This is a genomic window from Arthrobacter sp. alpha11c, from assembly GCF_054149985.1.
In genome coordinates this window covers 4,099,321-4,112,711 of the sequence record NZ_CP196747.1, presented here as the reverse complement: position 1 = coordinate 4,112,711, position 13,391 = coordinate 4,099,321, and the positions used below count along the sequence as shown (strand labels likewise).

The window sequence follows — 13,391 nt, the reverse complement described above, 5'->3', positions numbered from 1 at the left end:
CCGGGCAGTGATAAACACTGGAACAGATCCTGGGATACCGGGCGAATACAGGAATGCACGCAACTTGAGCCCCTAACTACCGGCCATCGGGATGTCAGTCAGACTGACCTCACCGCCAACCGGAGCAATTGCACACGATCCGCACTACCTAGCGCCTAACTATTCTACGGGTCAGGCCAAATTAAGACCAATCAGGAATCATAAGCCCCCGCAAGCCCTTTCACAGCAGAACGAAAGGATGCCTGGCGAGTCTTGGACTATGACATCGCTTCTTTCACGTGTTTCGAGTGCTGAACAGTCCTCGGCGCCGGGCCCACGGACGCCACCAGCCGCCGTCGAGCCCTTTCGGGGGCAAGCCCGACGGCGGCTGGCCCGGGCCGACCTTCTGGGTTTCCTCGCGTGGGTGTCCCCGGTGGTCGCGGTCGCCTTGTGGCTCGCAGACGGCGGCGCAGGCGGGTTCTCCTCCTTTGCCGGAAGCGCGACAGCCCTGGGAATCGTGGCTGGTTTGGTCGGCATGGACGTGGTCCTCCTCATGCTGCTTCTCGCGGCCCGGATCCCGCTGATCGACAACACAATCGGGCATGACCGTGCTCTTGGGATCCACAAAACACTGGGCAAGCCGGCGCTTTACCTGCTGCTGGCACATGGGATCTTCATCGCCGTTGGGTATGGCGCCGCAGACGGGCTTGACCCTGTCAGCGAAGCCGTGTCCCTGTGGGTCAACGTGCCGGATATGTGGTTCGCGTTCGTCGCGATGGCGCTGTTCATCGCCGTGGTGGTGACCTCGCTGGTGGCTATCCGTCGCAAGTTTCCTTACGAATTCTGGTACGTGATCCATCTCCTGACGTACGCAGCAGTGGCAACGGCCATTCCCCACCAGTTCAGTGTTGGCGGACTCTTTGCCGAAGGAACCTGGCAGCGCTGGTATTGGCTGGCAATCTGCATCGGAACGGGCGCGGCGCTCCTGTTCTTCAGGATTTACCAACCACTCGCGGCGACAGCCCGGCATCAACTCACGGTCAGCCGCATAGTGCGCGTGGCACCGGACGTGTTCACCATCGAAATGACCGGACTGCACCTCGAATCGCTGGCAGGCAGCGGCGGGAGATTCTTCATCTGGAGGTTCCTGGCTCCCGGGTTCTGGTGGCAGCCGCACCCCTTCAGCCTGTCCGCGGAGCCATTTCCGGCCACGGGCACTACGGCGGCCAAACTCCGTATCACCGTCCGAAACCTGGGCGACGGATCGGCCCGGCTGGCCCGCCTCAGGCCCGGCACCAGGGTCGCCCTTGAGGGACCCTATGGGATGTTCAGCACCGCCGCCCGGTCCCGCAACAGAGTGGTGATGATCGGCGCCGGCATTGGCATCACGCCTCTGCGGTCGCTGCTGGAATCCACCCCATTTGAGCCCGGCAATGCAGCGGTCTTGCTACGCGGACACGACGAATCAGAGCTCTTCCTTGGCCAGGAAATCATGGCCCTGTGCCAAGCCCGCGGCGCAACGCTCTTTCACCTGACCGGCCCACGCTCCGTACGCCCCAACGAATGGCTGCCCGAATCAGCCGTCCAAGCCGGTTTCACGCTCCGCTCCTATATCCCGGACGTGGCCAACGCCGACGTCTACGTCTGCGGTCCTGCTGGCTGGTCCAGCAAAGTGGTCCAGGACGCACAGGCTGCCGGGGTACCTGCAGAACAACTCCACTACGAAAGGTTCGACTGGTGAGAATCCGGGCAGCAATGGCAACGGCCCTGGCGTCCGCGGGCATACTCCTCGCAGGCTGGCAATCAGGCGCTCACGTTGCCGAAACAGGCACCTCCACCACAACAAGCCTCAGCAGCAGCATGTCGGCCGGCGGTTCGGCTGCGAACGGTAGCACCGGCACCGGGGGCGGCAGCAGCGCGGAAAGCACGACGGCGGCAACGTACGACGGCGCGTCGGTCGGCACCCGCTTCGGCACAGTCCATGTGCAGGTGACCATCCAGGACGGCAAGATCACCGAGGTCACACCCCTGCAACTCACCGATGCCGAGCGGAAGTCGGCCCAGATCAGCAGCCGGGCAGCACCGGTCTTGCGATCCGAAGTCCTGCAGGCCCAGTCAGCCAATGTACAAACTGTCAGTGGCGCGACCGTCACCAGTGAGGCCTATCTCAGCTCCCTTCAGGCGGCCCTCGATGCAGCCAACTTTTAGCGGCGAACAGCTCCGTGCGCGTACGTTCCGCAGCATGGGCACTGTGGTGAGCCTGACCGTGGCGAGCGGCACGTCCGCCCAAACCGCCGTCGATGAGCTGCAGTCCGCCGTCGACGTCGTAGGAGAGATATTTACGCAGCTCGACCTGACGTTCAGCCTTTACCGCGAAGGATCTGAGGCAAGCCGGCTGGCCCGGGGCGAACTGACGTTGGCGTATGCCTCGGAGTTGATGCAGGAACTCTATGCAGCGGCCTCGGAATGGCGCGTGGACACCGAAGGGGCGTTCACGGCTGAGCGATCGGACGGCGCGTTGGATCTTTCCGGAATCGTCAAAGCCCACGCCATGCGCGAAGCTGCGCTGTCCTTGGGTGCGCTCGGCCTGCGCAATTGGTGCCTCAACGCTGGTGGGGATGTGCTGGTCAGCGGATCACCCGGGCCAACGGACTCTGGCTTTGAAGATCCCAATCCGTGGCGGGCCGGGATCGTTGATCCCTTCGATCGCCAGAAGCTGCTCAGTACATACCGCCTCAGCGATTCAGCGGAACACGGAATGGCGGCCCTTGCAACGTCAGGCTCGGCTGAAAGGGGAGAACACATTTGGACCGTCGGTGCAGGACTGTCGGAGTTCCTTCAGGTTTCCGTCGCGGCGCAGGACATTGTTACGGCCGACGTCCTGTCAACGGCAATCGTCGCCGGCGGAACACAAACCTTGGATCATGCCGTGGAGAAATGGGGTGTCGACGTGCTCGCGGTTGGCAGGGCCGGAACGCTGCTCGCCACGCCGGGTTTCCGTAATGCGGCCTGAGCCCGGGCCTTTTAGACCGGGCGGATCAGCGCTGGATACTTCGGGCTAAGCCCATCGCCCGAGGAAGTACCCCGCACACGGCGCACCACCCACGGGCCGGCGAATTCCCGGACCCATCGCGCATTTGCCCGGATGGCCTCGGAACGGTTGAGCGTGGGAAGCGGAGCGAGTTCGGGGACTTCAAGCACATGCTCATGCTCGAGGACGTCCAGCACGCGCTTGGCCATGTTAACGTGACCCGCCGTCGACATGTGCATCCGGTCCTGCGCCCACATCCGGACGTCGTAGTACTCATCGAACCGCCAGTAATCCACCAGCAGGGCACCATGGCTCTCGGCGATTTCGCGGAGCAGTTCGTTGTAGATCGCCGTCCGTCCACGCATCGTGCTGAAAACCTTCGAACCGCGGGCGTCAAAGCCCGTGAAGAGCACAACAGTGGCACCCGTCCCGCTTAACTTGGCGATGCCGGCGTCGTAATCCTCCAAAAGGGAGTCAATATCGATCTTGGGCCGCAGGATGTCGTTGGCACCCGCGTACATCGTTACCAAAGTGGGCTTCAGTGCGACTGCCGCGTCCACTTGTTCTGCCATGATTTGGCGGAGCTTCCTGCCGCGGATTGCGAGGTTGGCATAGCCGAAGTCCTCGTTGCTGTGGGCCAGCTGCCGGGCAACGACGTCAGCCCATCCCCTGACGCCGTTGGGGCGGGTTGGGTCGTCGTCGCCAACGCCCTCAGTGAAGGAATCCCCCAAGGCAACATAACGGGCAGAAAAATCCATGCCGCCAGTCTGCCATTAGCCCACCGCTACCTACAAAGCATGGGCAACGCTACGATTCGCGCAGGATCCAATGGTTATTGTCCAGCCTGGAGACGATCTTCTCGCCGATGCGCGCGAGGTCCGCGACGTCGTCGGGCGAGAGTGAATCGAGCATCAGCGCCCGCACGGATTCAACGTGACCGGGAGCGAGGGCCACAATGGTGGACATACCGGCCTCGGTCAGGTGGGCGACGGTGACGCGCGCGTCGCCGGGGTGTGCCTGGCGTTCCACCCAGCCGCGCTTCTGGAGTTTGGTGACCACGTGCGACAGGCGCGATAGCGACGCACTGGTCCGGGCGGCGAGCTCGCTCATGGGCAGGTACCGTCCCTCGGTTTCCGAGAGCATCGCCAGCACGTTGTAGTCGAACAGCGACAATTTTCCAGCAGACTGAAGCTGCGTATCCAACGCCGAGGGGAGCAACGTATTGATGCTCAGGAGGGCCAACCAGGCACGGCGTTCGTCGGCATTAAGCCAGCGGGGTTCAGTCATGGATCCATCTTAGGAGAATTAGCCGGTTGGCCCGGCCTTGCTGCAGGCGCAAACGGTAGGCTGGCGGAATGTTCGTTGTCGCCTTGACCTACAAAGTTCCCGATGAAATCGCCGATTTCCACCGTCCAGCCCACATGGCCTGGCTTAAGGACGCGTTCGACGCCGGCGTGTTCCTTGCGTCGGGACGTCGCGTCCCAGCCACGGGCGGCGTGTTGCTGTCCAAAGCAGACCGGGCAACACTGGATGACTCGCTGGCCAAAGACCCCTTCTTCAGCAACGGCGTGGCCGAGTTCGAGATCATCGAATTCACCGCGACCAGTGTGGCCGAGGGCTACGAGAACCTGCTCGAGAACTGAGGCTTGCCGGGTAGCTTCACTGCGTAGCCTGCTGGTTTTCGACCAGTTTCTTCAGTCCACCCTTGCGGGGGACTTTCACGGGCTGGGGCCACCGCGGATTCAGGGAGTCCCCCAGCGTGACGCCGCGGAGTTTACGTCCAAAGAGGGGCAGCACCCAGTCGTTCACCCAGCGCCGCTGCCTGCGCTCCCATTCGCGCATGGTCATTCTTTGGGGTGGGTCCCATTGCTTCGGAGAAATCTTGTGCGGGACGTTTAGATGGTCCAGGACCTGGGCGGCGAGATATTTGTGGCCGGCTTTGGACATGTGAAGCCGGTCGGGAGCCCACATCCGTGCGTCTTTGTAGGCGTCGAAGCACCAATAATCCACCAGGATCGCCCCGTACTTTTCGGCGATATCACGGACCTTTTGGTTGTACTGGGTGTTGCGCTTCTTGAACGGTTCCAGGACGGCTGAGACCTTCACGTCAAAGCCGGTAAAAAGGACAACTGTGGCCCCAGTGTCAGCGAGACGGGCGACCAGCAGTTCATAGTCGTTGAGGAGCGCATCCATGTCCGTTCCAAAATCCAGGATGTCATTGCCGCCGGCATAAAGCGTGATGAGTGTTGGCTCCATGGCCAGGGCGGGCTCAAGCTGTTCATCGATGATGTGCCGGAGCCTCTTACTGCGCACTGCGAGGTTCGCGTACTCCCAGCCAGGCTGCGCTTTGGCCAATTTCTCGGCGACCCGGTCTGCCCATCCGCGAACCCCATTGGGCAGCACCTTACTCGGGTCCCCCACGCCCTCGGTGAAGGAATCCCCAAGGGCGACGTACCGCCGTCGTCCGCCGTGCCCAGCCGCGTAACCATCCCGCATCCAGACAACGCTACCCACCCCCGGTTACACCCCAACCAACCCAAGGTGAACAGGTCGATCGGGAAGTGAGAGAACATCCCCCAAAAACCGGCGGTGAACTGGTCCCCGTTTGTTGGACTGGCTAATTGGGATTCTAGGCTGCGAGGGTCTGGGCCCGGTATTGGACCGGGCTTAGGCCCTTGAGTTTGGTGGAGATTCTTTCGTTGTTGTACCAGGTGATGTATTCGTGCAGTGCTGTTGCCAGGGCTTCGGTGCTGAGGAACCGGACGTGGTGGAAGAGTTCTTCCTTGAGGTGGCCGAAGAAGTTTTCCATTACGGCGTTGTCGTAGCAGTTGCCCCTGCGGGACATTGACTGGGTGGCGCCGGCATCGTTGAGCAGGACCCGCCAGGAGTGGTGCTGGTATTGGAAGCCTTGGTCCGAATGCACCAGCGGGTGCTGTCCCGGTTCCAGGCAGGCGATGGCCTGGCGCAGTGAGCTGTTGGCAAGTTCCAGGTTCGGTGAACTGCCAACGGAATAAGAGATGATCTGCCGGTCAAAAAGATCCATGACCGGTGAAAGGTAGAGCTTGTGGTCCCCGACGCGGAACTCGGTGACGTCGGTGACCCACTTCTGGTTCGGAGCATCGGCGTCAAACTTCCGGTTCAGCAGGTTCGGTGCAATCACACCCTGTTCGCCTTGGTAAGAGTTATAGCGTTTCCGCCGCCGGACCTTGCACCGCAGGTGTAACGCGCGCATCAGCTTCAACACGGTCTTCTTCGCGACCACCCACCCCTTCTTCATCAGCTCGGTATGGATGCGCCGGTGGCCGTAGCGGCCATGGTTGACCGTGAAAACCTCCGTGATGGCGCTCTTGAGTGCTTCCTTCGGGTCCGGGGACTCGAGCCGGGCCTGGTGATAGAAGAACGTCGAGCGGGCCAGACCCGCGGCCTGCAGCAGAACCGGAAGCCGGTAATCAGCCTTGAGAGCGATGAGGGCTTGAACCTTCACCGTTGTTCCTGAGCCCTCAAGGCACGCAATTTTCCCAAGTAGGCCACCTGTGCCCGCAACAGTTCGTTTTCCCGACGCAACTGCTCAAGCTCCGAAGCCTCCCCGGCCCGCGGCCCGGCCGCCGACTTCGCGGAGGGCACGACCCCCGGTTCCCGCGAAGCCGCGGTCCCGGACTTCACTGGCCTGCCGTTGCGTTTGGGCCGCAACCCGTCCTCACCCTCCAAACGATAATCCCTGACCCATTTCTGGAGCTGTTGCCGCGAAGACAGGCCCGCTTCAACAGCCAAATCCTGCCCGGTTTCGCCCGCAAGGAAACGCTGCACCAACGCCAGCTTGACCTCGAAAGAGTATGACTTCGGTGCCCTGCTCACCAGCACTCCTCGCCCATGAATCCTCCACAACCCATACAACGACCTCACCGCCACAACAGGGGCACCCAGGAGCCGGGCCGCCGTCCGATACCCCAGACCCCTTTCAAAACACGCTACAGCCGACACCCGCTGCACCACAGACAATGAACTACGCGAACTCACAAAACTGCTCCCCTCAAAACGGAACTGCGATTCACAGTCCAACTTCAGGGGAGCAGTTCACGGGAAGTGAGAGAACGTGCCCCAAAAACCGGCGGGAAGTGCGAGAACATCGGAAGGGTGAGGAACGCACGAGGCCGCTTGGCGGGGATCCGGCAGCGTGCGTCAAAGCGACGAAGGAGCAGCACGCCGAGGATGCCCGCCAAGCTGCCGGATCCCCGCCAAGCGGCCGGACCCAAGTGGCTGGCCCGGCAGCTAAAACACGCTTAGCCCTCTGCCTTACCTCGTCGCCAGTACCCCATGAACGCCACTTGCTTCCGATCAATTCCTACGTCCCGCACCAAGTACCGTCGCATTTCCTTGATCACAAATGCTTCCCCGGCGATCCAGGCGTAGAAGGGCAGCGCACCGGCAGGCAAAGTGGGGTTCTTGGAGGCTTCGATGGCTGCGGTATCCATGCGTTGCGGGGTTTCCCAGAGGATGTCCTGGTCCACGTTGACGTCTTCGGGCTCGGGACCGGCAGCGGAGTTTGTGCCCTTGAGGCCTACCCAACCGGGGACGGGGACAGCCTTGCTGACGGCTTCTTTGAGGAGTTCGCCGTGGGGGCGGGAGCGTCCAATCGCTGCGCCTCGGGCAAGCCAGGTGATTTCGATGTCGGCGGGTGTGCTGATGTCCTGGAAGTCGCCGGCTTCGGGAACTTCGAGGAAAGCGTGGCCGGTAATGTCCGCGGGCAGGCTTTCGAGGATGGCGCTGATTGCCGGCACTGCTGTCTCGTCTCCGGCGAGCAGGACTCTCTGGGCCAGGCCGGGACGCCATTCGATGCCGCCGTAGGCACCGGCGGTGGTGCACTGGGCCGCGCGGTTGTTGGGGCCAATGATGGTGAGGGCGTCTCCGGGCTTGGCTTCTTTCGCCCAGTTGGCTGCGGGTCCGCCGTGGCCTGCGTCGTCGAAGTGCATGACAAAGTCGATGTCGATTTCGGGGTACACGGCGTCGAGTCGCTCAGCCCTGACCGTGTACGTGCGCATGTCACCGCGGATGGACGGGTCCATGGCCAACCATTCCTGGTACCACCCGGCTTCTTCCATCTTGAATTCGGGCAGGGGGATCTGCTGTCCGTCCGCGTCGAATGAAGGAATCATCAATTTCACGCGCAGGTCCAAGGTGTCCCCTGCAACGCCGAAGCCGCGCAGCGAGTACCCTCCGAACGTGATCCGGCGGAAATTCGGGCTCAGGTCCTGCACGGCCGAGACTGTGACGTCGAAGGCCAGGGTCATGGGTTCCACGGCGGCGCTCGCTTGGGTCCGTGTTGGTTGTGCACTCATGAGGCGATCTCCAGTTCGTTGGTTGAAACGGGCTGTGCGTGGTGGCGTCCGATGGGGACGATGAGCGGTGTTCCTGAGATGGGGTCGGGAACCACCCTGGATTCCAGGCCAAAGACGTCGTAGACCAGTTGCTCGGTCACTACAACGGGTGCGGGTCCTTCGGCCACAATGCATCCGCCCTTCATGGCGATGACGTGGTCGGCGTAGCGCGCGGCGAGGTTGAGGTCGTGGAGCACGATCGCCACGGTGGTGCCCCGGCTGCGGTTGAGGTCCGTAACGAGGTCCAACACTTCAACCTGGTGCGCAAGGTCCAGGTACGTGGTTGGCTCGTCAAGCAGCAGCACCTCGGTTTCCTGCGCAAGGGCCATGGCAATCCAGACGCGCTGGCGCTGTCCGCCGGACAGTTCGTCGACGCTTCGCTCTGCGAGTTCCAGCGTTGCGGTAGCTTGGAGCGCCCGCTGCACCGCGGCGTCGTCGGAATCGCTCCAACTTCGGAAGAAACCCTGATGCGGATACCGGCCCCGTCCCACGAGGTCGCGCACGCTAATACCGTCCGGAGCGGTGGGGTGCTGCGGAAGCAGGCCCAGCGTCCGGGCGAGCTCACGGGCGGGTCGGGAGTGGATGTCCTTGCCGTCGAGGGTCACGGCACCGCCGGCAGGCTTGAGCAGCCGTGACAATCCACGGAGAAGCGTGGACTTACCGCAGGCATTGGCGCCCACGATCATGGTGACTTTGCCCTCGGGGATTTCGGTGGTGAGACCCTCAACTACCTTGCGGTGCTCGTATTGAAGTGTCAGGTCCTTGGCATTAAGGATGGCCATGTCAGGCTTCCTTTCGATTCGAGGTGACCAGGAGCCACAGCAGGAAGGGTGCACCGAGGGCGCCGGTGATGACGCCGACCGGGAGGACGGTTCCGTCGAGGATGACGGGGGCGATGTTGGAGGCGAAGAAGTCAGCGGCCAGCACGATCAGCGCGCCGGTAAAGGCCGACGCCGGGAGGCTGGGTTTGCGGACGATGCGGCGTGCAATTGGTCCGGCCAGGAAAGCGACGAACGCCACGGGACCGGCAGCGGCCGTTGCGACGGCGGCAAGCCCGACGGCGGTCAACACCAGTCCCAGCCGGGTGGCGTTGACCCTGATGCCAAGGCCGGCGGCCGCATCGTCACCGAGTTCGAGGATGCGCAGCGGGCCGGCCAGGATGATGACAGCCGGAACCAGGACCAGCAAGGAGGCCGTGAGGATCCCGGCGCGCTCCCAAGTGGCAGAATTCAGCGAACCGTTAAGCCAGACGAGGACGTCAGCCGCGGTACGGATGTCTGCACGGGTCATGAGAAAGTTGACCACCGCGTGCAGTGCCGCGGCGATGCCCACACCCGCAAGGATGAGTCGGTTGCCGGCAGCATTGCCGCGGCTGCCTCCGCCTGCCCCGGACCCGGTGCCACGCGAAATGGCGTAGATAATGGCCGCAACACCCAGCGCGCCGCCAAGGGCTGCCCAAGAGACGACCGCTCCGGAAGCACCAAAGATCACAATCGCCGTCACGGCCGCCGCACTGGCGCCGTAGCTGATACCGATAATGTCCGGGCTGGCCAGGGGGTTCCGCAGCATGGTCTGGAAAAGCGCGCCAGCCAGGCCAAAGGCGACGCCGATCAGTGTTCCGATGGTAGCGCGCGGCAGTCTGTGCTCCATGACGATGAAGCTGGCGCCGGGAATCTTCTCGCCGCCCGTGAGGTGGTTGATGACGATTGTGAAGAAATCGGGAATGGTGACGGTGTAGCTGCCCAGCAGTACGTACACCGCGAACATGACCAGGAGGGCCAAGCCCAGGAGAAGCGTGGGGCCCAGGCGGCGCCGAAGTGTCAGATCATGCCCATGTTTCTGGGAATCATTGGTGTTAAGTGCCAACTCGGCGGGGAGTTTGTGGACGGTGGTCACAGCCCGGCCCCCTTTCCGCGGCGGATGAGCCAGACGAAGACCGGCGCACCCACGAGCGCGGTCATGATGCCGGCGGGAACTTCGCCGGGAAGCAAGACCACGCGGCCGATCACATCGGCGATGATCAGCAGGATGGGCGCCGAGATCATGGAGAACGGGAGGACCCAGCGGTAGTCCGGACCAGTGAGCGAGCGAACAGCGTGCGGAATCACCAGGCCGAGGAAGCCAATGGGTCCAGCCAGCGCCGTAGCGGATCCGCACAGCAGGACGATCCCCAGGCCAATGATTCCGCGGGACAGGGCAACATTCTGACCAAGTCCACGGGCGATGTCGTCACCCAACGCGAGGCTGTTCAAGATGCGTCCACTGGCCATGACGATCACGGCGCCGACGGTCAGGAAGGGAAGTGCGGGCAGTAGAACGGACCAGTCCCGTCCGCCAATGCTTCCCACCTGCCAGAACCGGAATCGGTCCAGGGTGTCCTGGCTTGAAACCAGGATGACATTCATCAGCGAGAACAGGCCGGCACTCAGCGCCGCGCCCGCGAGGGCGAGCTTGACCGGCGTCGCACCGTCACGGCCCCTGGATGCGATGGCGTATACGACGACGGCGGCCGCTGCGGCGCCGATGAAGGCGAACCAAATGTAGCCGGTCAGCGAACCGACACCGAAAACATAGATGCCCACGACAACTGCAAGAGCCGCACCCGCGTTGAGTCCCAGAATGCCGGGATCAGCCAAGGGGTTGCGGGCCACTCCTTGCATTGCCGCTCCGGCCAAGCCCAGGGCGGCGCCTGCCAGGAGACCCAATACTGTTCGGGGAATCCGTGCGATGACCACTGCGTGGTCGCCGCTTTCTGGATTGAAGTTGGTGATCGCTTCCCAAATGGTGGTCAGGGGAAGCCCGCGCGCGCCGATTGCCATGGATGCTGCGCACGCAGCGACGAGTACGACGACGGCGACCACCAGCCAGGCACTCCGCCCGCCTATGACGGTGCTGGTGCCGTTGGGACGGGTTCCCCCATCGGCCGCGTTGCTCCGAGGGGCGCTTTCTCGCTGGTTCCGCGGCACGGATGTGCCGCGAACCTGCTCCGCGGAAGCCGCCGTCGTCGTACTCAAGTTCATTGCAGTTACTTGCCTGCCGCTTCGGCTGCCTTGTCCGCTGCACTGCCCAGCTGCGGCAGGAACGTGTCCAGGGCCCACGGCAGGCTCAGCGGCGAGGAGGCGGAGATGGACAGCGTAAGGGTCTGATCGGCGTCGGCAACGAGTGCGCCGGACTTGACGGCGGGTATCTGGCCCAGCAGGGGGTCGGCCTTGATGGCGTCGGCCGTGGCGGCTTCGGGTACCCATGTCACGAAGACATCGGACTTGAGCTCGTTAGCCTTTTCAGCGGACCACGGGATGAAGAAGTCCTTGTTGGTCTTGGTGTTCTGCTCCACGACCGGAGCGAGCTTCATGCCGATTTCGGAGAGGAAGCGCGGGCGGTTGTCGATGGCCGTGTAGACGTTCACACCGTCACCCTTGGCCGGCTCAAGGTTGCCGTAGATAAAGGTCTTGTCCTTGATCTGCGGGTATTTGGAAACCTTGTCTTTGACGGTGGCTTCAGTGTCCTGGATCAGCTTCTTGGCTTCGGCTTCCTTGCCGAGGGCCTTACCGATGATGGTGGTGCTTTCCTGCCAGGGCGTACCGTAGGCGAGCTCCGGGTAGGCAACGACGGGAGCGATTTCAGAAAGTTTCTTGTAATCGGCTTCTTCCAGGCCGGAGTAGGCGCCGAGGATGACGTCCGGGTTCAGCTTGGCGATCTCAGTGAAGTTGATGCCGTCCGCCTCGGAGAACTGCACGGGAGCCTTGTCCGAACCGAAGCCCGCGCCAAGCTTCTCCAGCGCGGCATCCTTCCACGGCGTGGAGCCCTTGTCGTTGTTGCCCCACTCGTTCTTGGGAACGCCAACCGGGACAACGCCCAGGGCTATTGCGACGTCGTCATTGACCCAGGAGATGGTGACTACGCGCTTGGGCTGTTCCTTGATGGTGGTCTCACCGAAAGCGTGCTCGATGGTCACGGGGAAAGCAGCGGTTTCGGCCTGCTCCATTGCAGGAGTGGAGGTGGCGGGCCCGGTGGAGCAGCCAGTGAGGGAAAGTACGACGGCGGCCAAAGCGGCTGTCGCGGTGCCTGCGGTCTTCAGCAGGGCGCGGCGTGGAAGAAGGGAAGCCACGGGACTCCTTAGGTAAGTGATGCGAACCTAAGTAAGGCTAGCCTAGCCTTTGGATAATTACGAAACGTTTGCATCACGTAATGTCCAAGCTGCGGCATTGCTAAGATATCGGCAGCGGACTACCGCTTCCAAGGAGAACGACGAGGAGATGAGCGTGCGCACGGTTTCCGTTGCTGCAGCCATGGTTGGCGAGGTGGCCATTTTGGCCTGCTTGGCACTCCCCCACCCGTCGGCATCACTCTAGGTACACGAGCTCCAGATACAACAAGCATCCCTATTTTGGGTCTCTTTGCTGTGCCTCGCTTTCACCGATGACCGACGCTCCTTTCCAGCCATCGCGCTCCTGTTCAGCGCGCCGTCGATCAACTCCGAAAGAAGCTTTGCCGTGCAGAAAATCACTGCCCAACAAATCCGTTCATCATTCATCAATGCCAGCCGCTCCGAAGCTGCCAAGCTCAACCTTCCCCGTGACTTTGAAACCATCGACTGGGACAACCTTGAGTTCCTCGGCTGGCGCGACGAAAAAATGCCCCAGCGCGGGTACCTGGTGGTGCCTCACCGGGGCAAGCTCACCGGAATCATGCTTCGGGCTCCTGAAGGTGGCTCCGGAAGGAAGCGCGTGGTCCTCTGCGAATTGTGCCGCGACGTCTTATCCAAAGACGATGTCTATCTGTGGGTCGCCAAGAAGGCCGGACAGTCAGGCAAGGACGGCAACACCGTGGGGACCTTGATCTGCGCCGAGTTCGGTTGCAGCGCCAATGTGCGCAAGGAACCGCCCGCCAATGAAATCAACCCGGACCCGGCCGTCGTCGTGGTTCGGCAAATCGCCGGGCTCGAAGAGCGGACGGCCCAGTTCCTGGATCGGGTGCGCGGGAACTCCACCCGCTAAAGGCAACGC

15 protein-coding genes are annotated in these 13,391 nt (G+C 62.5%); 5 read left to right on the top strand and 10 right to left on the bottom strand.

Going from position 1 to position 13,391, the window contains the following annotated elements:
• Positions 1–259: 259 nt before the first annotated feature.
• The 3 genes from ACTAQJ_RS19130 to ACTAQJ_RS19120 are packed head-to-tail and all read left to right on the top strand — an operon-like array spanning position 260 to position 2,992.
• Positions 260–1,720, top strand: a complete 1,461-nt coding sequence (locus ACTAQJ_RS19130; protein ID WP_498698528.1) for a ferredoxin reductase family protein — start codon at positions 260–262, stop codon at positions 1,718–1,720.
• Entirely contained in the window at positions 1,717–2,187 is a 471-nt protein-coding gene (locus tag ACTAQJ_RS19125) for an FMN-binding protein (protein WP_498698527.1), read from the top strand. Before ACTAQJ_RS19130 ends, ACTAQJ_RS19125 begins: the two co-directional genes overlap by 4 nt.
• The gene (locus ACTAQJ_RS19120; RefSeq protein WP_498698526.1) at positions 2,171–2,992 is read left to right on the top strand and encodes an FAD:protein FMN transferase; all 822 of its coding nucleotides are present in this window, start codon (positions 2,171–2,173) and stop codon (positions 2,990–2,992) included. Before ACTAQJ_RS19125 ends, ACTAQJ_RS19120 begins: the two co-directional genes overlap by 17 nt.
• Positions 2,993–3,003: 11 nt before the next feature.
• Here the strand turns inward: ACTAQJ_RS19120 and ACTAQJ_RS19115 are convergent, their stop codons facing one another.
• A complete protein-coding gene (locus ACTAQJ_RS19115; protein WP_498698522.1) occupies positions 3,004–3,768 on the bottom strand; it encodes an SGNH/GDSL hydrolase family protein in 765 nt (254 codons plus the stop codon).
• A 49-nt stretch (positions 3,769–3,817) separates the two neighbouring features.
• Positions 3,818–4,297 carry a MarR family winged helix-turn-helix transcriptional regulator gene (locus ACTAQJ_RS19110; protein ID WP_216927438.1) on the bottom strand — a complete coding sequence of 160 codons (480 nt, stop codon included), beginning with the start codon at positions 4,295–4,297 and terminating at the stop codon, positions 3,818–3,820.
• 68 nt (positions 4,298–4,365) lie between these two features.
• On the opposite strand from ACTAQJ_RS19110, the gene ACTAQJ_RS19105 reads away from it, so the two are divergent.
• Positions 4,366–4,653 carry a YciI family protein gene (locus ACTAQJ_RS19105; RefSeq protein WP_498698520.1) on the top strand — a complete coding sequence of 96 codons (288 nt, stop codon included), beginning with the start codon at positions 4,366–4,368 and terminating at the stop codon, positions 4,651–4,653.
• A 16-nt stretch (positions 4,654–4,669) separates the two neighbouring features.
• Here the strand turns inward: ACTAQJ_RS19105 and ACTAQJ_RS19100 are convergent, their stop codons facing one another.
• From ACTAQJ_RS19100 to ACTAQJ_RS19065, 8 genes are all read right to left on the bottom strand, one after another.
• On the bottom strand, positions 4,670–5,506 hold the full coding sequence (locus ACTAQJ_RS19100) for an SGNH/GDSL hydrolase family protein (RefSeq protein ID WP_498698518.1): 837 nt from the start codon (positions 5,504–5,506) through the stop codon (positions 4,670–4,672).
• A 133-nt stretch (positions 5,507–5,639) separates the two neighbouring features.
• Positions 5,640–6,494 (bottom strand): IS3 family transposase, encoded by an 855-nt coding sequence (locus ACTAQJ_RS19095; protein WP_431116408.1) that lies wholly within the window; start codon positions 6,492–6,494, stop codon positions 5,640–5,642.
• Positions 6,491–6,865: a helix-turn-helix domain-containing protein gene (locus tag ACTAQJ_RS19090; RefSeq protein ID WP_431119127.1), complete on the bottom strand. Its 375-nt coding sequence runs from the start codon at positions 6,863–6,865 to the stop codon at positions 6,491–6,493. The genes ACTAQJ_RS19095 and ACTAQJ_RS19090 overlap by 4 nt, the downstream gene beginning before the upstream one ends.
• Before the next feature lie 425 nt (positions 6,866–7,290).
• Positions 7,291–8,346 (bottom strand): siderophore-interacting protein, encoded by a 1,056-nt coding sequence (locus ACTAQJ_RS19085; RefSeq protein WP_498698516.1) that lies wholly within the window; start codon positions 8,344–8,346, stop codon positions 7,291–7,293.
• On the bottom strand, positions 8,343–9,167 hold the full coding sequence (locus ACTAQJ_RS19080; RefSeq protein ID WP_498698515.1) for an ABC transporter ATP-binding protein: 825 nt from the start codon (positions 9,165–9,167) through the stop codon (positions 8,343–8,345). The genes ACTAQJ_RS19085 and ACTAQJ_RS19080 overlap by 4 nt, the downstream gene beginning before the upstream one ends.
• 1 nt (position 9,168) lies before the next feature.
• Positions 9,169–10,281 (bottom strand): FecCD family ABC transporter permease, encoded by a 1,113-nt coding sequence (locus ACTAQJ_RS19075; RefSeq protein WP_498698513.1) that lies wholly within the window; start codon positions 10,279–10,281, stop codon positions 9,169–9,171.
• Positions 10,278–11,405: a FecCD family ABC transporter permease gene (locus tag ACTAQJ_RS19070; RefSeq protein WP_498698510.1), complete on the bottom strand. Its 1,128-nt coding sequence runs from the start codon at positions 11,403–11,405 to the stop codon at positions 10,278–10,280. Before ACTAQJ_RS19070 ends, ACTAQJ_RS19075 begins: the two co-directional genes overlap by 4 nt.
• 5 nt (positions 11,406–11,410) lie before the next feature.
• A complete protein-coding gene (locus tag ACTAQJ_RS19065) occupies positions 11,411–12,493 on the bottom strand; it encodes an iron-siderophore ABC transporter substrate-binding protein (RefSeq protein ID WP_498698508.1) in 1,083 nt (360 codons plus the stop codon).
• A 385-nt stretch (positions 12,494–12,878) separates the two neighbouring features.
• On the opposite strand from ACTAQJ_RS19065, the gene ACTAQJ_RS19060 reads away from it, so the two are divergent.
• The gene (locus ACTAQJ_RS19060) at positions 12,879–13,382 is read left to right on the top strand and encodes an FBP domain-containing protein (RefSeq protein ID WP_498698505.1); all 504 of its coding nucleotides are present in this window, start codon (positions 12,879–12,881) and stop codon (positions 13,380–13,382) included.
• The last annotated feature ends 9 nt before the right edge of the window (positions 13,383–13,391 follow it).

Coding starts and splice junctions, on each gene's coding strand:
- ACTAQJ_RS19085 (WP_498698516.1), bottom strand. CDS start 8,346: ATGAGTGCACAACCAACACGGACCCAAGCGAGCGCCGCCGTGGAACCC.
- ACTAQJ_RS19115 (WP_498698522.1), bottom strand. CDS start 3,768: ATGGATTTTTCTGCCCGTTATGTTGCCTTGGGGGATTCCTTCACTGAG.
- ACTAQJ_RS19070 (WP_498698510.1), bottom strand. CDS start 11,405: ATGAACTTGAGTACGACGACGGCGGCTTCCGCGGAGCAGGTTCGCGGC.
- ACTAQJ_RS19110 (WP_216927438.1), bottom strand. CDS start 4,297: ATGACTGAACCCCGCTGGCTTAATGCCGACGAACGCCGTGCCTGGTTG.
- ACTAQJ_RS19100 (WP_498698518.1), bottom strand. CDS start 5,506: ATGCGGGATGGTTACGCGGCTGGGCACGGCGGACGACGGCGGTACGTC.
- ACTAQJ_RS19120 (WP_498698526.1), top strand. CDS start 2,171: ATGCAGCCAACTTTTAGCGGCGAACAGCTCCGTGCGCGTACGTTCCGC.
- ACTAQJ_RS19080 (WP_498698515.1), bottom strand. CDS start 9,167: ATGGCCATCCTTAATGCCAAGGACCTGACACTTCAATACGAGCACCGC.
- ACTAQJ_RS19105 (WP_498698520.1), top strand. CDS start 4,366: ATGTTCGTTGTCGCCTTGACCTACAAAGTTCCCGATGAAATCGCCGAT.
- ACTAQJ_RS19130 (WP_498698528.1), top strand. CDS start 260: ATGACATCGCTTCTTTCACGTGTTTCGAGTGCTGAACAGTCCTCGGCG.